This window comes from Ureibacillus manganicus DSM 26584 (assembly GCF_000772945.1).
GTDB classification, from domain to species: domain Bacteria; phylum Bacillota; class Bacilli; order Bacillales_A; family Planococcaceae; genus Ureibacillus; species Ureibacillus manganicus.
Genome location: NZ_JPVN01000014.1, coordinates 12,629 through 32,473 on the forward strand (window position 1 = coordinate 12,629; position 19,845 = coordinate 32,473).

A 19,845-nucleotide genomic window follows, 5' to 3' on the forward strand; every position below is an offset into this window, starting at 1 on the left:
TATATATTCCAATCTTCCAGACGAAAAAACTCGATTTGCTAATTTCAACCCCCAAAAAAACATTCCTCGTAATCTACTTGTAACACGAAAGTAAAAGGTTTGTATTTTAATATAAAACTATAAAACTGTCAATAGGTTCTGAGTGGTAATATTCCTTTGCAGTGGTTATCACTGGAAAATCTATAGAATAAAATCCTCTGACATATTAGGATTTTAAAATTAACTGTCACTCCTACCAGTTTATGGACCCTTTATTACGAAAATCGTGCTGTAACATTGTTGTTGTAGACGAAAGGGAGGAATTCAAAAATGAAAAAATTATTAACAACATCTTTAGTGGCAGCAACATTATTCGGAGCATCTTTTACAGCAGCAGATGCAGCAAGCTTAGATAAAGAAGTTAAGAGTGAAGCAAATCCGCAAGTCTTCCAAATTCAAGGCGATAACTATAAAGGAATAGCTATTAAATTAATAGATAAAATCTCACTACAAAACGGAGATTTTGATTTTAATAAATTCAAATATTTAGTATTGAAAACGTTAAATGATTCAGAAGCTTATAAAGTAATTCAAGCTGGTAAAGTAGTAGAAAAACCTGCTTCAAATGAAGCTACTACTAATAAACCGGTAGAAAATGAGGTTAAAACACCTCAAGCACCAGCAACACCTGTAACAAACAACAATACAAAAGCTCCAACGAATTCAAATAACCAACAAGTTGAAGCACCTGTAAAACAAACACCTACTACAAATGCAAATCAATCAGTTTCTGAATTTGAGAAACAAGTAGTAGATTTAACAAATGCAGAACGTCAAAAAGCAGGACTTAAACCGCTTGCAATTCATTCACAATTAATGAATGTAGCTGAAGCAAAATCAGCTGATATGGCGAAAAACAATTACTTTAGCCATAATAGCCCAACTTACGGAAGCCCATTTGATCAAATTAAAGCAGCTGGAATTTCATACCGTGCAGCGGGTGAAAACATTGCGCAAGGTCAAAGAACGCCAGCTCAAGTAGTACAAGCTTGGATGGATTCACCAGGTCACCGTGCAAACATCTTAAATGCTAACTTCACTCATATTGGTGTAGGTTATGTAGCTGATGGTAACTACTGGACACAACAATTTATCCAACAATAATAGAATCATATTTTAGAGAAGATGGTCTTTAAGTCATAATGGCTTAAGGCCATCTTTTTTTGTTCATAATAAGGGGATGTAAATTTAGGATATAAATGGAAATGCGTGTTATCATAACATTAACAGAAGTGTTAATCTACTAGATTAATGCTTTTTATTTTGCGCTTCGTTACTAATAGATAATGAACGGAGGAATAGAAATGATATCAAAACGTACATTTACGATTACAGCTTTCTTAGTTCTAGCTTTTATCATTTTTATAAATATTTTTAAGAAGGACTTATGGGAAACAAACGAAGAATTATTAAAACAGGAAGTGTTAGCAATTGGAGATTCAGTATATGCAGTGAAACTAACAGATGTTACGCCATTTGAATGGGATGTCGTTTATACCTTTGACCCATACATACCAAAAGAAACAATCTACGAAACAGTTGGCTATAAGTGGGACAGTATTAGAGAAACAGTAAGTGAAGGTATGAACCAAATTGTGTTTTTAAAGGATGGAAAAGTGGTTTGCTATTTGTATGGGTACCCAGAAAATAACGGCTACGGAATAGACTTTCGAAGAGGAAAATATAATAAAGTAGAATTCGCTTCTGTACTTAGTGTTGACGATGACTTAACCTTCCAAGTAGTAAAAAGGGATGAAGTGATCTATTTAATGAGTCTTTAAGCAAATTAGTCTGGGGTGATTTGTCATAAAGTTGTTTGCTCTTTTTTCGATCGCATTAACTCTATTGCTAGTAGGTTGCCAGTCGGACAATATTCATACAATTCCACCTTCACATCCTCAATACTTCGATATGACCATTGATTTGCACGGTGAAAATAGTGAATATATCGTTGATACAAAAGTGACACTTCTAATGCAAACCTCACAAATTACAACACTCCATTTCACTTTTGAAGAAATAAACACTTCGAATGTCGCAACAGTAGAAAATCAAGGCTCGCAACTACAAAAATACGAGAAAGAACTTTACCGTGGAAAGTTGGAGGTTGGGGAAGAAATGCACTTTGAAATTCCAATTAATACGTTGGATAAAGGGGAGTATTACCTACGAGTACAGGCTTTGACGGAGGAAAATGAAAACGGTGAACGATGGGGAGGTCTAGCAACAATTCATCTAAAAACTGATGAGGATGGAAATGTTGTAGAAAAAGTAATCAATATCATTGCGGATAATTAGTGATCAATAACTAGGGTGATGAATTCTCAGGAGCAATGGTCCAAGAAGGATTGTTGCTCTTTTATGTAGAAATAATTGAAAGAACAAGCAGCTTGGGTAGGGGGAGGAAGTTTGAGAAAAAGAAAACATAGCATATTTTTGATAGGTGCTTTTATTATTTGTAGTGTATTTTATTTTGTATTCATCAGAGATAAATATCCTATCGTTGAAGAACTTCCAGAGGCCATGCAAAAACAATTTAATATTGTCTATCATGAAGATATGAACAGAGTTTCCCTAGAACGAAATGGTGCAAACGAAAGAATTGGTATTACGATTGATGAAGATAAGACACTATATATTGCAAATCCTGTAGGGAATAACATTACCGATTTCAATATTGATAAAAATAAAAAGGAAATTTACTTATTTAAGAGTGAGTTCAGCTACCATGAAGGGGACAATGATAAATTTCAACTTATCACAGTACCATATACTAAGTACGAGGAAGTAATAATTAACAATACATTAACTGTATATATAGATTATGGACCAGGGAATGAATTAAGAAAATATAATGTTACTAACGGAGAGTACGAATTATTGGAATATAATTATCCAGTAAAATAGTGTGGATTGGGAGTTAATGAAAAAAACTACATCCACTGGATGCAGTTTTATTTTTTCTTAAGTAGAATATCCCCAAGTGGGAGTCCAACTACAATAAATAGAACTGTTACAACTGTTAAGGCTTGGATAATAAATACACCAGCTTGATCGAACATCGTGTTTTTCCTCCTTTACGGTCTTTCAATCTATCATACCTTATATACTATTTTATTTCCATCTACCTACTAAAAAGTACAGAAAAATTACAAAAGATACTTTTTCAAGAGGTAAATGTGGTTTTCAAAGCAGTTACCTGTTAAGGATTCTGTTAATCCTTAGGTTGCGAAGATTTGTGAATTACTATACTTAATATAAAAAGTAAAAAAAATGAATTTTCGGAGGGATAAAAATGACAAAAATATTATTAGTGCCTCAAAATATCGATTTTGCAAAAGCGATGTCTTCACTTTCATCAGCACCAGAAGTGAAAAATGCATTAGGTATGACTGATGAACAAACCTCACTTGAAGGGACTGTTGAATTTATCGAGTACATTCTTGAACAAGAAAAGCTTGGAAAGCAATATTCACGGGTGATACTGAATGAAAACGGAGATTTAATAGGGGTCATAACAATAAAAGATATAAATGAAGCCAATAAAACAGCGCATATCGGTACTTGGATTGGTCATCAATATTGGGGTAAAGGTTATAACGAACTAGCTAAACTAGAAATCCTACATACTGCATTTACAGAATTGGATTTAGATTTTGTATTTGCCGGGGCAAAACTAAGCAATATCCGCTCTCAAAAAGCTCAAGAAAAGCTACCCTATATTAGAATTGACGTCCAATCTGAATTCCCAGATGAACACAAAAAATTAGAGTTCCAAGTAAAAGCACCGTGTATTTTGAATGTAATAGAGAAGGAAATGTTTTTGAAGTGGTATTCGGAAAATAAGAAATAGTCGTGGATTAAAAACAAAGGAGAATTAAATGTATAAAGTTTTATATTTATATCCAGTCTTGAAACAGAAAAAAGATAGATTTATAGAAATTAATAAAAAGGCATCTCTTATTTACAAGGAATATGGTGCTATTGAAGATGATACTTTCCAAAGCACTCTCATTGATGCCATGTATGGGTGTAAAGGAATGGAGGCATCGGTTGAGCTCCATGATGATGAAACTTTGATGTGCTCAGTTTCTACATTTAGTAATAAACAGCATCACGATATAGTTATGGAGAAGGTTGACTCTGATCTTCGAATTGAAGAATTATATAATGAAATGATTAAGTTAATTGATATGAGCCGAGTCGTTCGGGGTGAATTTGAAAAGGTTTAATTAGATAGACCAATTTACTGATGCCAAGTAGTTTTGAAGGAGGATGTATCATTGGAATACTATAAATATTTAAGACAGTATGTAGGACATAAACCAATTATTTTGCCGGGTTCTGTTGTAATTATTATCAATGAAAACAATGAAGTATTATTGCAAAAAAGACACGATGGATCTTGGGGACTCCCAGGTGGTTTAATGGATTTAGGAGAAAGTTTTGAAGAAGTCGCAAAGAGAGAGGTTTTTGAAGAAACAGGATTAATCGTTGAAAACTTAAAATTACTTAATGTCTTCTCAGGATCAAAGTATTATTTGAAGGTTTCAAATGGAGACGAATTATATTCAGTCACAGCGGTTTATTATACTAAAGATGTAAGTGGAGAAATGAAGATCGATTATAGTGAATCAGAAAAAATGCAATATTTCTCAACAAATGATCTACCTGAACAAATAACAGATGAGTATAGAGAATTTATTGAAGAATATATTAATGTTTAAATGAAAGACTAGAATAACAGTGGCGATGAAGGAAATGGGGGAGGGCCAGATGTTTGAAAAGTTCAACTTTGACATAATTTATCGCGAACGAGATGGCTTAAATCCTCTGATAGTAATGATGTGTGGTGTGGCTGGTTCAGGGAAAACTACATTCTCACAACAATTAGAAAAAGAAGGTTTTGTACGTCTTTCAATTGATGAAGAAATTTGGGCTACTCATGGCCGATTTGGGATAGATTTTCCAATGGAAAAGATTGAAGAATACAAGAAAGATGCAGAAATAAAATTGCGTAATCACTTAATCAAGTTAATACAAGATAAGCAACAGGTGGTAATAGACTTCAGTTTTTGGAATTGTGCAAGAAGAAAGCAGTATAAACAACTGATTGAAAAGTATGGCGGTAAATGGAAACTGATTTATTTAAAGGTTCAACCTGATGTTTTGCTGGAAAGGCTAAACATACGAAACAAACGTTTTGGTGCTAATTCATTTCCTATAACAGAAGAAATGTTAACCTCCTATCTTAATGGTTTCCAAGCACCAAAAAACGAAGGAGAAATTGTAATTGAAAATTAGCTATGAAATTTTAAAACCTCAATTTCACTGGTAATGATGGCTTGAAGGTCAAAGCTTTGTTACAAAAAATACATAGTAGTTAGAGGCGGATCCATTGTTTAAGAGAATTAAGGCTTGGGCAAAAAATTTAAAGAAACAAATAATTATTCTCTATTTGGCTTATAAAGATAAAAGAGTACCTTTGTATGCAAAAATATTTACAGCTTGTGTAGTCGCCTATGCGTTCAGTCCAATTGATTTAATACCAGATTTCATCCCCATTCTTGGCTATTTAGATGACGTAATTCTACTGCCGATAGGGATTTTAATTGCATTGAAGATGATACCGAAAGATGTAATAGCTGACTGTGAAGTTAAGGCAAAAGAAATGATGAATAATAAGAAGCCGAAAAATTGGATAGTTGGTGCGCTTATTGTATTGGTTTGGTGTGTCGTTACAGTATGGGTTGTTATAAAAATGTATCAATTTTTTTCCTAACTGATAGGGGGTAAAAATGTTATCAATCGTTTACACAGTTATATTAATTGTTAGTTTCATATTTTTGGTGTTGAAAAAAGAAGATGCAGAATCATATTTTGCTTTAAAAATAGTTGGATATTTTATATTAGGTTCTTTTGCATTAAATATCAATGAAATATCGCTTCCTCTTGGGTTTATTGTATACCTTCTATTTTTTCGACCTTCTGCGAATATTGATGTAAAACGAATGGCATCGATCTTTGGTGTTCTTGCATTTATATTGGTCCATTGGATTTTGCCATATGCTATTGACGAATGGAATAAACGTCCAGTATTCATAGAACATGAACTTGGATCAGTCTATACGATGAACTTTCAAGATGAATATGAACAAATTAAACAAGAACTAAAGCTAGAGAACCAAAATAGTAGGCTTGAGAATTTTAAAATAGAATATGTTAAAGATGGTAGAATTACAGATTTGAGCTGGGATTTACTGGTGCAGAATAGCAGTACATATAATCTTTATCATATACGATATGATATTGGTAAGAGGAGTTATCAAATTACGATTAATGAGGTTGAAACATGGACTCAATATAATCGTTTAATTGAAGCTGACCATTTCTTTGAAAATCTTAATATGCTTGATATTAATAGTGTGACTGAGGCAAAAGGTGAATTTTCTTCCTTTGTGATACAAAGTACAGGAGAACGAACCAATTATGGTGTAGAAAACCGAACCCTTTATTTCGTATTAAATGGAGAAACAGAATTACTAGATGATATACAGTTACCAGTCGAATGTTATTATATTTCAACCTACGCAATGAAGAAAACTTCAGAAATCAAAGATGATCAAGGAGAAATCAGACAAGAAAGCTTCGAGGGTACCGAGTACTCTGATTATTTGTTTGATGTGAATCGCTAAATTTGAATGTAATCAATGAACCCTATACTAAATCAAGTTGGTACGAAATTTATTCCTTTAAGGAACATTGGAGAAGATCGTAAATGGCATATTAGGTTTGTCATAGGGTATGGAGAAATTAAAATAACTCTCAATAGAAGAAATCAGAGGGGGTAACCATCTAGTCTAGTTTCTCTATTCATTATTATCTCTTGGCATAGATAAAACCCAAATAAAATCATCTTCAAGCATAATTTGTATGTCAAACCCAAGGCTTATCAGCTGCTTAGCTTTTAAGTGTTTCGAACTTATTCCACAGACGTTTTTGCCAAGAATAACAAAATCTGTATCCTTTGTAACAGCCCCTTGCAACATTCCGCCACATGCTTGTACTTTTTTCGCAGCTTCTGAACGAGTCATCGTGGAAAGAGACCCTGTAAAGACGATTTGTTTATTGTAAAAGGGATGTACCAATTGTTGTGATGGATCCGAAAGTAGGATTATTTCTATGTTGTCTTTGCTTTGGTTCATAGTAGTTCTCCTTGATTGATAGAAGAATTTATTATACCAAAATTATTAATAAAGTTTAATATTTTTTCAATAGAAATGAAAACTGGAGTGTTGCTTTAACGCAATCACTCCAGTTATTTTTTAATATTGATCTACATTCTATAGATTTCTAATATTTGCTTCTTTTTTCTAATAAGTCCCTGATTATTTCTAATAACCCATCTATATTATCTAATAACGACTGTAGAGTAGCTAAATTTCCGAACAAATTCTAATAATCCCTTTGTTTTTTCTAATAAGTCAGTAATTTTTCTAATAACTCATAATAATATTCTAATATCTACTCCAAGTTAGCTGAAAGAATTCTTATCTAGATAAGCAACACACTCTTTCGCCAGGAAACCGTTTAATTCAACCACTCATAGATAGTTTTAGCATCCATTTCTCTGCCACCACCGCTTCCATTAGCAAAAGGAGCAATGCTCGGAATAATGTTATCAAATGGTTTTCCTTGATTCCCATCGAGACTATCAACAACGTGTCCATCACTTCCTGAGATATTCCCGTTTTCAATAAAAACCGTAGTGAAAAGGGGGATGACCTCGAATAATTTCTCGATATCTTTATTAAATAATCGGATACATCCATTTGAAAGACTCCTTCCGATACTTTCTTCAACATAGGTTCCATGAATGGCGACGTTTAGGCCAGACAATTCCATTCCTCTTGTACCAAAATAACGATTTTTCTCTTGTAGTTGATGATTAGGGAATGCGACGCGTTTACTAATATAAAAGCTACCTTCTGGGGTAGCGTCATATTTTCCGATTCCGACACTCATCTCGCCAAATGACACACCACCAATGAGGATACTTAGTTTATGTATGGATTGATCGATATGTATTTCGATTGGTTGAAATGTACAACCCTTTGTGCAAGTGTGATAAAAGTTTGGGTAAACACTTTCACTAATTACTTGTCTTAGTTCCGACATGGTTAACGTATTTAGATTCAAATCTTGTTGTGGTTCATACACCCAGCCGCCAGTGCCGTCATACTTCTGTTTTATTTCATTTTGGGAAAATTGCTGGTCTTTAGGGATGGAGGATAAATAATTGTTTGGAAATGGTTGTGTTAATTCTTCAAGGGAGTGGGGGAATTGTTTTGTATTTAATACGTAGTGATAGATGGCGCTTCGCAAAATTGTTAACGAAAATGCATCTTGATCAACAGGGAGCGTTGCGGCTTTTTTATATCTTTTCGCTATTAACGGTTCTATTTGACTTTTACTTACACTAACACTTCCAAGCTCGTAATCGAATCCATTTCTACGTTGAAGAATCACAACCTCCAACGACTCATCCAATGCGGATTCACGCATCAGCTCGATTCTTTCCTTGGCACGTTTGTAACCTTCAGATTCTTCAATTCCTTCGTCAATTCGAAGGTATGATACTCTGTGTTGGTTCGTGTCTATCAATGTTAGTTCTTTTTCGTCAATTGGAGGTACTGATGTCCTCATTTCCGGTAGTTCTCTAGCTACTGACTTCTTCTCATTTATATCGAAAAGAAACCATCCGACGCTGCTGCAAAATAAAATAAAGAGCCCTAAAGCGATGAGTAAGAATGCTTTTAGAAAAGGGTTCTTGGCGTTCACCTTTTGCATTGTGATTATTTGTTGTGATTTTAGTTTTTGCCATAGCTGAAAGTGTTCATTTGCTAAACCTTCGTATCCATATCTAGTTGCTAATTCTAAATACTGTATAGCTTTTATTAACTTTTTTTGATATTGAATGGGGTCTGTTTTTTCAAAGAACGATGCTAGTTGTGAATATTTGAAAGCCAACCATCTTAATAGATATGCATCATTTGGTTTTTGTTTCAACAATTGTTCGTAATTCCGAATCTCTTGTTCAACGACTAACCGTTCTTTTTCTACAACTCCTCCTCCTTTTAAAAACCGAATCAAACAGTTTAATAATATGAATTTTCTGTATTCTTTATGCGGATGGTTGAGAGACCGATATCCATCTTGCAATGATGAAAAGTAAGTATAGACACAGAATAATGAGTAAAAAAATACCTCTGTGCATATCGATTTACTATAGCCTATAATTATCTTTAAATCATTTAAGATTTTGAACGTAGAATAAAAGGGGTACAGGAATGAATTACACATTAGTTGGTCTACTAATCATCGTGTTCCTAATTGGAGGCATGATCTATACTGGACTACAGAAGTTAGCCCCAGCATTTTATCGGCAATTATTCTTTCTTCTAGTTATGATTGTTATAAATATATTCACTGGTTTTCTTGCATTTTTTATGGGAGCAATTGCGACTCAGACTGGAGGAGCCGCAGGATTTTGGTTGATTTTCTTAGCCGTAGAAGGACTCCCGTTTTTACTCTTAATTCTTAGTGTGATTTTGCTAATGCGAAAGGTAAGTAAATAATTAATAAATCGAACGGGGCATTAATCCTAGAAGGATTAATGCCTCTTTTCATTGAAATAATAATAACTTAACTATAAAGGTGGAATCGTTGTGTTTGAAAAATTCCCAATATATATGACTTTGTTTAAACAAGAAAGACAGATTAGAGTATATTTACCTAAAAACTATAATAACGAAAATCGGAACTACCCAGTGTTATATATGCATGATGGACAAAACGTATTTAATGATCAAGAAGCAATCGGTGGTAATTCTTTAAAGCTAGAAGATTATTTAGATGAGCATGAATCCAAAGTAATCGTTGTTGGAATTGACCAAAATAGTGAGGAAAGAGTCAATGAATACTGTCCTTGGGTACGGGGGGATTATAGCAAGAACATATTTGGTAGGGAATCTGTTCTAGGTGGAAAAGGAAAAGAGTTTGTAGATTTTATCGTAAATGAATTAAAGCCATTCATAGATAATAAGTATCGTACGATAAAAGATCAATCTGCAATGGCAGGGATATCGTTAGGAGGACTAATTTCCATTTACGCCATGTGTCGCTACCCTGAAGTGTTCAGAAGCATCGCTGTATTTTCATCAGCATTTTATTGGAACCAAGAGGAAATTGAAAAACTCATAGAGACTTCAGATTTATCGATGATTAATAGTGTCTACTTAGACTGCGGAACGAAGGAAGCTGGGGATGATGAACGGATTAACCGGGAGTTTTTATCTTCAAACAAAGTTGTTTATGAACTTTTAAAAGAAAAACTACCGAGTGCAAAATTTGTAGAGATTCAAGATGCGGAACATAATTATTTAACTTTTAGAGAGAGAGTCCCTAAGTTATTACCGTTTTTAACAACAAGTTTCCTCCCGCATCCTTAGGATTTTGTTATGCTACTATGGATATAGTAGTAGTTTTAAAGAGGAGATATTGAAATGACTGTGGGGAAAAATGAAAAATTAATCATACTAGCTGTGGCATTAGGGGTAATCCTGAATCCATTAAATACGACGATGATTACAGTCGCATTACCGGCGATTCAAAAGGATTATCAGTTGAGCTCAACCAATATATCATGGTTAATTGCTTCTTATTTTATCATTAGTGCTATCTTTACACCGCTAATAGGGAAATTGAGTGATATATATGGAAGAAAATTGATCTTTTTAACGGGTCTTGGGCTAGTAGTGGTATCTTCGATTTTAGCACCACTATCTCCGAACTTGCCTATGTTATTGGCGATGCGCGGCATTCAAGCAGTTGGTACATCGGCACTGTTCCCAGCTGGGGTAGGCATCATTCGTAATACGATTCAACACAACCAAAACCGGGTGATTGGAACATTAGCAGTTTTTGCAACAACGTCAGCTGCATTTGGACCCACGATAGGTGGAATGCTCGTTCAATTTGGTGGATGGCCGATAATTTTTTATGTGAACTTGCCGATTCTTGCCATTGGAATTGCATTAACGATTGCGTTTATCCCGAAAGATGTGAAAAATAAGGCTACATCTTATAAGTTGGATTTCTTAGGTATTTTATTATTTAGTTTAGTTATTCCGTGTTGGATGATTTTTTTACTTGGACTCGAGCAACGTGTTCAATACGGAACATTATTGCTTGCAATTGTATTGACAATCGTTTTCTACATGTATGAGAAACGAAGAAATGAACCTTTTATAGATGTGAATTTCTTTCGTAAAAACTTAAATATCACTGTTATTTATTGTCAATACATATTATCAACGGTCATATTCTTTGGAGTACTTTTAAGTTTTCCAACATTTATTCAAATAGTGTTAGGGAAAAGCTCACAGGTTGCGGGAATCGTGATGCTGTCACTTTCTGTTTTTGCAATGATTATGACACCTTTGTCTACGAGATGGATGGAGCGAGTAGGATTTAGAATTCCGTTATTAGCCAGTGTCCTAGTAGGATTATTAGGGGTCACTTTATTATTTACCGTTAGGGAAGATTCTCTATTAATTTGGGTTGGAGTCGTAATTGCAGTTACGGGGATTAGTAATGGGATACAGAATATTGGACTGCAAAACTTGTTGTACACTCATATCGCTCCTGCGGAAAGTGGTATTGCATCTGGCCTTCTTATGACATCAAGGTTTATTGGGAATATTTTAGCTTCAAGCATTTACGGGATTGCATTTGCTACAGGTATGAATGTAACTAATATGAGTACAATGGCAATTGGGTTATTAGTTGTAGCTGTTATATTGGTTCCGGGTATGGTCTATGTTACCGTAAAAAAGAAAAAGAATGGATAGATAAAAACAATTTAAATGTGGGCTTGGGATGAACTATTGTAAATGTGTCACTAGGAACAGTATTTATAATAGCTCATCTTTTAATTTATTTTCATAATATTCTCGAGATAAGAAAAAACACCTCTCCAAATTTTGAAGAGGTGTTAGATTTAAATTATACGTAGTATTTTCTCATCCAGTCTTGGAAGTTAGCGATAACTCCATCTAAGAATTGGATCGTTCCCTCATCAGTTAAATTACCTTCAGCATCAAACTTTTCGTGAACAGCCCCAACATATACTTCGTTTCCGCCAAGTACTGGAGAGCCTAATCCACCAGCAAATAAAATATCGCGTAAGTGCATTTGGGCTTTTACAGAACCTAAAATTCCCATAGAAGATCCCATAATAATCGATGGTTTTCCGATCATAACTTTGTCCACACGGCTTAACCAGTCAATTGCGTTTCCTAACACACCAGGGATTGTTGAGTTATATTCTGGAGTTACCCAAAGAACTGCGTCAGCTTCTTTTACTTTCGCTTTGAAATCAAGTACTTCTTGTGGTGCTTCTAACTCGATATCTTGGTTGTACATTGGAAGGGGAGCCAAGTCTAAAATTTCCACTTCAAATTGTTCTGCGAAACGTGTTTGTACCTGTTTTGCTAGTTGTAAATTATATGAATCTTTACGAATACTTCCTACGATTGCTACTACTTTCATGATATATACCTCCAAAATCCTCTTTTTAATGTCGAAACTTCATTTTGTGCCATTTCATCACCTCAGTTCTCGTTAGTATAAATGGTTTAATTTTTTCGTTCAAAATATGCAAGAAAAGTTTCATTAAATGAAACTCGGATGCAGTAAGCTTATTATAATTGTGTAAAATGAAAGCGATTATACGAAACGTACATGGAGAAGCTAAATATAAAGAGAATTTAGTTTTGCACAACTTGTTAAAAAAAGGTATTATTGATGGAAATATTATGGTTCATTAGAAACATCAATCTAAAAAATTTGTCTTGAGGGAGCAATATGCGAAATTTTATCGAACAATTTGAGCAGGCTTTTTACCATGCATCAATTGGAATGGCAATCTTATCGTTAGATGGAATAAGGATAAAAGTGAATCCGGCTTTATCGTATATTACTGGCTATGCAGAAGGTGAACTTTTATCCGTTTGTTATCGTGATATTATTCATCCAGATGATGTGGAAGAAGATTTTCATCATATTGAAGCATTGCTTACAGGTGAAAGAAATTCATATGAAATGGAAACAAGATATATTCACAAAAATGGAAGTGTTGCATGGGTTTTGCATTCGGTTTTCATTGTTCGAAATGATGATGATAGTCTATTTTTTATCTCCCAAGTTCAGGACATAACGAAAAGAAAGAAACTGGAACTTGCTGTATCAGAAAGTGAAGAAAGGCTCCGTAATCTAATCTCTCAATTACCAGATCCAGTCGTGGTACATGACGGAGAGACGATTTTGTTTGCCAACCCTTCAGCTGCCCAACTTGTGGACATGCCTTTGAAGGATCTCATAGGGGAGCCGACGATGGAATTCGTAGCTCCAGAACATTTGGACCTTGCAGAGAGAATTATTAAGGAAATTTTAGAGACAAATCAACCAAACCACGATTTTGACTTAAGGCTACGAACTAAAAAAGGGCAATTAAAGGACGCCATTCTTTCTGCCATTCCCATTATGTATCTAGGTAAAGAATCCATTATGGTAAGTTATCGGGAGATTACGGAAAGGAAAAAAGTTGAACAAGAGTTGAAAGAAAGTGAAGAACGTTACCGGCAATTGGTTGAATTTTCGCCACTAGGAATTGTTGTCCACCAAGATAAAATCATTAGCTATGTTAACTCGACTGCTTTACGATTATTAGGTGCAGAAAACATAAATGATGTCATTGGTTCTCATATTAGTAAATATATCCACCCAAATTATCAGGAAACTGTTTTTAATGAAATTTCAGCTCTCAATAATGGTGAAATCATACCAACAACTACTGAAAAATATATTCGACATGATGGAAAAGTCATTGATGTCGAAGTAAATGCAATGCCTATTCAATTAAATGGGAAATCTGCCGTCCAAGTAGTATTTTGGGATATAACCGAAAAAAAGAAAGAATCAGATTTAGTTCGCTACCGAGCTTATCATGATACATTAACGGATTTACCGAATAGGCTCAAATTCCAAATGGATCTGGAAGAAGAACTAAAAAAGAACAACGTATTTACGGTGATGTTTTTGGATTTGCATGGCTTAAAACCGGTGAATGATACGTATGGTCACCAAGCTGGCGATGTCCTGTTAGTAAAAGTGACATCACGCTTAAGCGGAGTGATTGAGACACAAGGATTTATTTATCGAATTGGCGGAGATGAGTTTGCAGTAGTTGTGCCTGGAGAAAATAATCAAACAGAAATTATTGATATTATTAACAATATCGATGAAGCTATGAAACAGCCTATTTATATTTCAAATTCATTTGTTGAGATTTCTGCAAGTATCGGTGTTGTCTTTTATCCAGAACACGGTGATGACATAGAATCCCTTCTAAGACATGCAGATATGGCGATGTATCACGCGAAGAAAACGAAAACACTTTATAAAATTTATAGCAATTAAAAATTAGAAAAAGCGCACCTCATCGAAGGGGTGCTTTTATTCATTAATTGACAAAAAGCTACCAACATTGACTTTGGTAGCTTTTCATCAGTTCATCATCTGATTGAATAGAAACATTTGATAGAACGCAGGCACCAATAATCCGAGTGCCAATGTTAATACTGCAAGAGATTTCGATTTGTTCATTTGTTCGTCTTCGTCATGTTTTAAATGTTCGAAATAAGTTAGAAAGAAATAGAGACAGAGAACAAACATAAGCGAAGAAAAGATTCCAATCCAAATTCCCATCGTCCCAAATGATGCAAATTGTTCCATCATATCAACCACCTTTCATTTTACTAACATTGAAAATTGTACCATTTACTGTTTAAATGGTTCTATCTTTTTTTATTTTTCGAATGGAATATAGAGAGAATTACATTAATTAAGTAGTCCTGCCACCAATAATATAAGTAATAATTTCCATTTTACCATAAATGCAAAAACTCCGAATGTTGATGGGGTGCTAATAAACCGTAACTGTTCGCTTTTCAACAAACCTAATTTCAGCTAATATGATATTAGATATGTATCTAATGAGTAACGAAGGTTGAGGGGAAGATTGCATATGGGAAGTGAGATGGATTTATTTGACCAGCCATTGGAGCAGGTCATGTATGTATCTTCACCGGTCGTTGAAAGCATAGGAATGTTATGTGCGATAACAACGAATAATAAAGAGTTTTTAGGAGAAGACCTTGCAAAAATGCAAGAGCTATTAGGAGAGCAACCTGTCATTGAACAGTTGAGAATGCTGCCTCAAAATGGGGTTTTTTTCATATATAATCTACTTATTCCGATTCCGAACTTTACATCCGTTGAGCAGTTTACAGAAAAGCTCAAGCAATTGAAAGATGAGTATTTTGTTTATTATTTTTGGAGTGAGGAAATTCCACTAGAAACGGTTCACCAGCTTATACATAACCCCGCTTCCATCTGGGGTGTTGAAGCGACTTATTATTGGCAGACGGATGAAAATCGTGCCTTTGTGGAAAAATGGCTGTCGGAGATAACAAACTTTAAGGAACAGTTTGCCAATCTAATATTGCAGATTAGCCAAAATAGTCTATTTCAGGATTTGTTGGAATCCAAACAATCCGTCGCGCAACAGTCGATTGCGACACTGAAGCAATTATCGCTAGAACCGTTATTACTTGCTCAATATGTAATGGGAAAGACTTTCAGACGTGTGAGCGATTATAAAATGTATTATTTCTTGCCGAGTTATTTTTTATCTCCTGTACGGATTCGAATTTTTAATGAATCGGTTTGTTTTATCGTTTACGGCTGTGCGAAGCCACTATCCGATGATCGGGAAAAGAGTGAGACTTTAGCGAAGCAGCTTAAAGCTATTGCGGATCCGAATCGACTGTTAATGCTTAGAATGCTTGCGACTCAAAAAGAGTACGGAGCGAAACTAGCGGAGTATTTAGGAATTACTACGGCAACTGTCTCCCACCATCTCGAAACATTGAAAAAAGTAGGCCTCGTACAAGAAGAAAAAATCGGGACAATCAAATATTTTACTGCAGACAAAGAACAAGTAAACGAAATGTTTCGTTCGATGCAGATTTTCCTAAAAGCTTAACCGTGATTGGTTGAGCTTTTTGTTTTTTTATTAAGGGGGCTGGCTTCTCAAGGACAGAAAAAGTGAATTTTCTCTAAAAGTTGTTCTTGAGACTGCTTCGCGAGGACAGAAAAAGTGATTTATTCGGAAAATTGTCTTCGAAACCGCTTCTCAAGGACAAAAAGAGTAATTTTTTCGGAAAATTGTCTTCGAAACCGCTTCTCAAGGACAAAAAATGTCTTCGAGAACGCTTCTCGAGGACAGAAAAAGTGATTTATTCGAAAAGTTGTCCTTGAGGCCGCCTCTCGAGGACAGAAAAAGTGATTTATTCGAAAAGTTGTCCTCGAGACCGCTTCTCGAGGACAAAAAGAGTGATTTTTTCGAAAAGTTGTCTTCGAGACCGCTTTTCGAGGACAGAAAGAGTGATTTATTCGGAAAATTGTCTTCGAAACCGCTTCTCAAGGACAAAAAGAGTAATTTTTTCGGAAAATTGTCTTCGAAACCGCTTCTCAAGGACAAAAAATGTCTTCGAGAACGCTTCTCGAGGACAGAAAAAGTGATTTATTCGGAAAATTGTCTTCGAAACCGCTTCTCGAGGACAAAAAGAGTGATTTTTTCGAAAAGTTGTCTTCGAGACCGCTTTTCGAGGACAGAAAGAGTGATTTATTCGGAAAATTGTCCTTGAGACCGCTTCTCGAAGACAGAAAAAGTGATTTATTCGGAAAATTGTCTTCGAAACTGCCTCTCGAGGACAAAAAGAGTAATTTTTTCGAAAAATTGTACTCGAGGCCACCTCTCGAAGACAGAAAGAGTGATTTATTCGGAAGATTGTCTTTGAAACATCTTCTCGTGGAAAAAAAGAGTAGTTTTATCGAAAAACTGTTCTAGAACTGGCCCGACAAACCCGATTCGATTATCCTCAACCTCATCCCAACCTATAATCCTCCTTAATTTTCAGAAAACTATTGAAATTCACACCCTAATATTAGATAATCACCTTATTAGATAAGTATCTAATATTAGAGGGGAGATCAATCAATGTCGGAATCAGTAATTCAAGTTCAACAAGTGAAACGAATTTATGAAGTGAAAACGGGGATTTGGAAGAAAGAGAAAAAGGAAGTTGAAGCAGTGAAGGGGATTTCTTTTGAAGTCAAAAAAGGTGAGATTTTTGGGTTGCTTGGTCCGAATGGTGCTGGGAAAACAACGATGATAAAAATGTTAACTACGATGTTGATCCCGACATCTGGTTCAATCCAGGTGCTTGGTTTCAATCCTATAAATCAGCACAAACAACTTAGGCCGCATATTAATTTCATTTTAGGTGGGGAGCGAAATTTATACTGGCGTCTGTCCGCTTATGATAATCTTGCTTATTTTGCTGATCTATATAAAATTCCACGTTCAGTTCAAAAAGAGCGAATTCCACAATTACTAAAGCTTGTCGAATTGGAGGAAGCAGCTGATCGTAGAGTGGAAACCTTTTCGAAAGGAATGAAGCAGCGGCTTCAAATCGCAAGAGGACTGCTGAACAATCCGAAAATCCTATTTTTAGATGAACCTTCTATTGGACTCGATCCAGTGAGTGCAAGAAAGCTTCGTGACATTTTAAGGGATTTAAATGAACAAGGAACGACGATTGTACTGACGACTCATTACATGTATGAAGCTGATGAGCTGTGTGACAGGATTGCTTTTATTAACCACGGAGAGCTTATAGCTATCGATACACCGCAAAATTTAAAACAACGTACGAATCATCTTTCGGTTATTGAATGCAAACTTGAAAACTGTACGAAACAAGAGATTACCAGATTTTTAGAGGAAGGCTCCAGCTCCATTTCAGAATATGAGATTCAAGAAGAACTAAACTTATTGAAAGTCCGACTTCATGCAGATGAACCACAAAAGGTTGTTTCATTGCTATATAACTTGCCAAATTTAAATGTGCAAGATCTATCCATTACAAAACCAACATTAGAGGATGCCTACATTACGATGGTAGGAGGGGTGTAAGATGAGCGGAAATCTACAAGCCTTTTTCAAAACGATAATTGTACAAATGAAGTTATCCATAGCAAGACCAATGTTTCAGTTTGTGATCTGGATATCGCCATTTTTTTACGCGACCATTACCTATTTCGTATACGGAGGGCAATCACCAGAGAAGATCTTTCAATATGTCGTTCTAGGTTCAGGATTTATGGGTTTATGGACGTCAATTGTTTATTCTTCCGCAAGTGATATAAACCGTGAACGCTATTATGGAACGTTGGAAAATATATTTGTTGCGCCAGTTTCATTCTCCTATATAATCATGGGGAAAATTGTGGGTAATACCATCTGGGGATTCGTCTCGATGCATTTGTCATTCATATATTTGCGGTTTGTCTTTAATCTAGAATATCCAATGTTAGAGCCATTACTAATCGTTTCGGCACACCTTGCAGTTGTCATTTCCATATCAGTATTTGCCTTTGTAATGGCGTTACTTTTTACATTATCAAAACAGGCAGAGGCATTAATGAACTTTATCGAATATCCGATATTTTTAATTTGCGGCTTTTTATTTCCTATTGTGATTTTACCGACGTGGCTTCAACCATTTTCCGCTATCTTACCACCGACTTGGGCAATCGAGCTGTTAAGAACCGTTACGAATAGTGCAAGCACATCAACTCAAATTATTCAGGCGTTCGTTATCTTAATTGCCATAACTACCATTTATGTTGGGATCGCATTTGTAGCGTATAAAGCGGTAGATAGGAAAGCTCGAATAGATGGAAAATTGGGGGTGTATTAACTTGGAAAGTATAAAACGATTTTTTAGACACGCACTACTATCATATAAGGCACTTTTTAGCATGTTAGATCCTAAAAACTATATCCTTGTCATGTTATTAAATCCATTAACTCAAATGATCTTTTTTGCGATGTTGGTGAATTATGTTTATGGAGGAAAATGGCTAGAGGGATATGTTGCTTCCAATGCACTATTACTTTGCGTGATGAGCTCAGTGTTTGGCATGATGTCAGTTGTGATGTCAGACCGTGGGATGGGGACGTTACCGATCGTCATGGCATCACCAGTCAATAAAGGGGTATTATTTTTCGCAAGATCTATTCCGCATATATTAAATGGGGCTTTTACTGCTATCCTCGGCTTAATTTTCGGTGTACTTATTTTTGGTATATCAATTCCAGTTGAAGCGATTTTGCCACTTCTGTGTATCTGGACCATTTCTATTTTTTCTGCATGTGGACTTGGCTTAATTCTAGGGTCATGTAGTTTTTGGACCCCATCGATGCATTTGCTATCAAACATACTAGCTAGTAGCTTATTACTTTTAAGTGGTGCGAATTATTCATTATCTGTTATGCCTAGTTGGTTGAGTGATTTAGCGAAGTTTTTCCCGTTAACACGCGGGGTTGAATTAACAAAAGCCATAGTAAATGAAGGTGACACTTCACATTTTTTACGATTAATGTCGGAGGAATTTTTATTAGGCTGTATATATTTTGCGATTAGTATCGTTGCAATCCGTTACGCAGAGTATCTTGCGCGAGTGAAAGGCACTATGGAGATGAGTTAATCCACATCCTCAAAAAAATGAAGGAAAAAGACCGTTTCAGTTGAATTAATAAACTAAGGATCCATC

Annotated in this window: 22 protein-coding genes; 18 read left to right on the plus strand and 4 right to left on the minus strand. The window is 35.2% G+C overall.

The window, feature by feature from the left end; all coding sequences use genetic code 11:
• The first annotated feature begins 309 nt into the window (after window positions 1–309).
• From CD29_RS12080 to CD29_RS12125, 10 genes are all read left to right on the plus strand, one after another.
• Window positions 310–1,143 (plus strand): CAP domain-containing protein, encoded by an 834-nt coding sequence (locus tag CD29_RS12080; RefSeq protein WP_036187120.1) that lies wholly within the window; start codon window positions 310–312, stop codon window positions 1,141–1,143.
• Between the two features lie 200 nt (window positions 1,144–1,343).
• Window positions 1,344–1,820, plus strand: coding sequence for a hypothetical protein (locus CD29_RS12085; RefSeq protein ID WP_036187123.1), 477 nt, complete (start codon window positions 1,344–1,346; stop codon window positions 1,818–1,820).
• Between the two features lie 31 nt (window positions 1,821–1,851).
• Window positions 1,852–2,337: a hypothetical protein gene (locus CD29_RS12090; RefSeq protein ID WP_036187125.1), complete on the plus strand. Its 486-nt coding sequence runs from the start codon at window positions 1,852–1,854 to the stop codon at window positions 2,335–2,337.
• A 111-nt stretch (window positions 2,338–2,448) separates the two neighbouring features.
• Complete coding sequence (locus CD29_RS12095; RefSeq protein ID WP_036187128.1) at window positions 2,449–2,946, plus strand: hypothetical protein; 498 nt, start codon at window positions 2,449–2,451, stop codon at window positions 2,944–2,946.
• A 388-nt stretch (window positions 2,947–3,334) separates the two neighbouring features.
• Entirely contained in the window at window positions 3,335–3,892 is a 558-nt protein-coding gene (locus CD29_RS12100) for a GNAT family N-acetyltransferase (protein WP_036187131.1), read from the plus strand.
• 28 nt (window positions 3,893–3,920) lie between these two features.
• Entirely contained in the window at window positions 3,921–4,271 is a 351-nt protein-coding gene (locus tag CD29_RS12105) for a DUF1428 family protein (protein WP_036187134.1), read from the plus strand.
• Between the two features lie 51 nt (window positions 4,272–4,322).
• Window positions 4,323–4,766 (plus strand): NUDIX hydrolase, encoded by a 444-nt coding sequence (locus tag CD29_RS12110; protein WP_036187137.1) that lies wholly within the window; start codon window positions 4,323–4,325, stop codon window positions 4,764–4,766.
• Window positions 4,767–4,815: 49 nt separating this feature from the next.
• The gene (locus CD29_RS12115) at window positions 4,816–5,343 is read left to right on the plus strand and encodes an AAA family ATPase (protein ID WP_036187140.1); all 528 of its coding nucleotides are present in this window, start codon (window positions 4,816–4,818) and stop codon (window positions 5,341–5,343) included.
• Between the two features lie 94 nt (window positions 5,344–5,437).
• Window positions 5,438–5,821: a YkvA family protein gene (locus CD29_RS12120; RefSeq protein WP_036187143.1), complete on the plus strand. Its 384-nt coding sequence runs from the start codon at window positions 5,438–5,440 to the stop codon at window positions 5,819–5,821.
• Window positions 5,822–5,837: 16 nt separating this feature from the next.
• The gene (locus CD29_RS12125; RefSeq protein WP_036187146.1) at window positions 5,838–6,734 is read left to right on the plus strand and encodes a hypothetical protein; all 897 of its coding nucleotides are present in this window, start codon (window positions 5,838–5,840) and stop codon (window positions 6,732–6,734) included.
• Window positions 6,735–6,908: 174 nt separating this feature from the next.
• On the opposite strand, the gene CD29_RS12130 is transcribed toward CD29_RS12125, so the two are convergent.
• Entirely contained in the window at window positions 6,909–7,244 is a 336-nt protein-coding gene (locus tag CD29_RS12130) for a BRCT domain-containing protein (protein ID WP_036187149.1), read from the minus strand.
• A 385-nt stretch (window positions 7,245–7,629) separates the two neighbouring features.
• Window positions 7,630–9,192 carry a L,D-transpeptidase gene (locus CD29_RS12135; RefSeq protein ID WP_036187152.1) on the minus strand — a complete coding sequence of 521 codons (1,563 nt, stop codon included), beginning with the start codon at window positions 9,190–9,192 and terminating at the stop codon, window positions 7,630–7,632.
• 197 nt (window positions 9,193–9,389) lie between these two features.
• Here CD29_RS12135 and CD29_RS12140 point away from each other — a divergent pair, with 197 nt between their 5' ends.
• From CD29_RS12140 to CD29_RS12150, 3 genes are all read left to right on the plus strand, one after another.
• Window positions 9,390–9,677 (plus strand): hypothetical protein, encoded by a 288-nt coding sequence (locus CD29_RS12140; RefSeq protein WP_036187155.1) that lies wholly within the window; start codon window positions 9,390–9,392, stop codon window positions 9,675–9,677.
• 90 nt (window positions 9,678–9,767) lie between these two features.
• The gene (locus CD29_RS12145; protein ID WP_036187159.1) at window positions 9,768–10,550 is read left to right on the plus strand and encodes an alpha/beta hydrolase; all 783 of its coding nucleotides are present in this window, start codon (window positions 9,768–9,770) and stop codon (window positions 10,548–10,550) included.
• A 54-nt stretch (window positions 10,551–10,604) separates the two neighbouring features.
• The gene (locus tag CD29_RS12150) at window positions 10,605–11,951 is read left to right on the plus strand and encodes an MFS transporter (protein ID WP_036187162.1); all 1,347 of its coding nucleotides are present in this window, start codon (window positions 10,605–10,607) and stop codon (window positions 11,949–11,951) included.
• Window positions 11,952–12,105: 154 nt separating this feature from the next.
• Here the strand turns inward: CD29_RS12150 and CD29_RS12155 are convergent, their stop codons facing one another.
• Window positions 12,106–12,651: an NADPH-dependent FMN reductase gene (locus tag CD29_RS12155; RefSeq protein WP_036187165.1), complete on the minus strand. Its 546-nt coding sequence runs from the start codon at window positions 12,649–12,651 to the stop codon at window positions 12,106–12,108.
• Window positions 12,652–12,966: 315 nt separating this feature from the next.
• Between CD29_RS12155 and CD29_RS12160 the strand changes: the two genes are divergently transcribed.
• A complete protein-coding gene (locus CD29_RS12160; protein ID WP_036187168.1) occupies window positions 12,967–14,580 on the plus strand; it encodes a PAS domain S-box protein in 1,614 nt (537 codons plus the stop codon).
• An 87-nt stretch (window positions 14,581–14,667) separates the two neighbouring features.
• Here CD29_RS12160 and CD29_RS12165 read toward each other — a convergent pair whose 3' ends face one another.
• Window positions 14,668–14,895: a hypothetical protein gene (locus CD29_RS12165; protein WP_036187171.1), complete on the minus strand. Its 228-nt coding sequence runs from the start codon at window positions 14,893–14,895 to the stop codon at window positions 14,668–14,670.
• A gap of 292 nt (window positions 14,896–15,187) precedes the next feature.
• Between CD29_RS12165 and CD29_RS19695 the strand changes: the two genes are divergently transcribed.
• From CD29_RS19695 to CD29_RS12190, 4 genes are all read left to right on the plus strand, one after another.
• Window positions 15,188–16,207, plus strand: a complete 1,020-nt coding sequence (locus CD29_RS19695; protein WP_052124138.1) for an ArsR/SmtB family transcription factor — start codon at window positions 15,188–15,190, stop codon at window positions 16,205–16,207.
• 1,017 nt (window positions 16,208–17,224) lie between these two features.
• On the plus strand, window positions 17,225–18,202 hold the full coding sequence (locus CD29_RS12180; RefSeq protein WP_036187177.1) for an ABC transporter ATP-binding protein: 978 nt from the start codon (window positions 17,225–17,227) through the stop codon (window positions 18,200–18,202).
• 1 nt (window position 18,203) lies between these two features.
• Complete coding sequence (locus CD29_RS12185) at window positions 18,204–18,989, plus strand: ABC transporter permease (RefSeq protein ID WP_036187180.1); 786 nt, start codon at window positions 18,204–18,206, stop codon at window positions 18,987–18,989.
• Between the two features lies 1 nt (window position 18,990).
• Window positions 18,991–19,779, plus strand: coding sequence for an ABC transporter permease (locus CD29_RS12190; RefSeq protein WP_036187184.1), 789 nt, complete (start codon window positions 18,991–18,993; stop codon window positions 19,777–19,779).
• Window positions 19,780–19,845: the final 66 nt, after the last annotated feature.

What these genes read in the sequence shown, in the direction of transcription:
- CD29_RS12160 (WP_036187168.1), top strand. Translation starts at nt 12,967, where the DNA reads ATGCGAAATTTTATCGAACAATTTGAGCAGGCTTTTTACCATGCATCA.
- CD29_RS12180 (WP_036187177.1), top strand. Translation starts at nt 17,225, where the DNA reads ATGTCGGAATCAGTAATTCAAGTTCAACAAGTGAAACGAATTTATGAA.
- CD29_RS12155 (WP_036187165.1), bottom strand. Translation starts at nt 12,651, where the DNA reads ATGAAAGTAGTAGCAATCGTAGGAAGTATTCGTAAAGATTCATATAAT.
- CD29_RS12130 (WP_036187149.1), bottom strand. Translation starts at nt 7,244, where the DNA reads ATGAACCAAAGCAAAGACAACATAGAAATAATCCTACTTTCGGATCCA.
- CD29_RS12185 (WP_036187180.1), top strand. Translation starts at nt 18,204, where the DNA reads ATGAGCGGAAATCTACAAGCCTTTTTCAAAACGATAATTGTACAAATG.
- CD29_RS12115 (WP_036187140.1), top strand. Translation starts at nt 4,816, where the DNA reads ATGTTTGAAAAGTTCAACTTTGACATAATTTATCGCGAACGAGATGGC.
- CD29_RS12105 (WP_036187134.1), top strand. Translation starts at nt 3,921, where the DNA reads ATGTATAAAGTTTTATATTTATATCCAGTCTTGAAACAGAAAAAAGAT.
- CD29_RS12100 (WP_036187131.1), top strand. Translation starts at nt 3,335, where the DNA reads ATGACAAAAATATTATTAGTGCCTCAAAATATCGATTTTGCAAAAGCG.
- CD29_RS12165 (WP_036187171.1), bottom strand. Translation starts at nt 14,895, where the DNA reads ATGGAACAATTTGCATCATTTGGGACGATGGGAATTTGGATTGGAATC.
- CD29_RS12140 (WP_036187155.1), top strand. Translation starts at nt 9,390, where the DNA reads ATGAATTACACATTAGTTGGTCTACTAATCATCGTGTTCCTAATTGGA.
- CD29_RS19695 (WP_052124138.1), top strand. Translation starts at nt 15,188, where the DNA reads ATGGGAAGTGAGATGGATTTATTTGACCAGCCATTGGAGCAGGTCATG.
- CD29_RS12150 (WP_036187162.1), top strand. Translation starts at nt 10,605, where the DNA reads ATGACTGTGGGGAAAAATGAAAAATTAATCATACTAGCTGTGGCATTA.
- CD29_RS12080 (WP_036187120.1), top strand. Translation starts at nt 310, where the DNA reads ATGAAAAAATTATTAACAACATCTTTAGTGGCAGCAACATTATTCGGA.
- CD29_RS12085 (WP_036187123.1), top strand. Translation starts at nt 1,344, where the DNA reads ATGATATCAAAACGTACATTTACGATTACAGCTTTCTTAGTTCTAGCT.
- CD29_RS12125 (WP_036187146.1), top strand. Translation starts at nt 5,838, where the DNA reads ATGTTATCAATCGTTTACACAGTTATATTAATTGTTAGTTTCATATTT.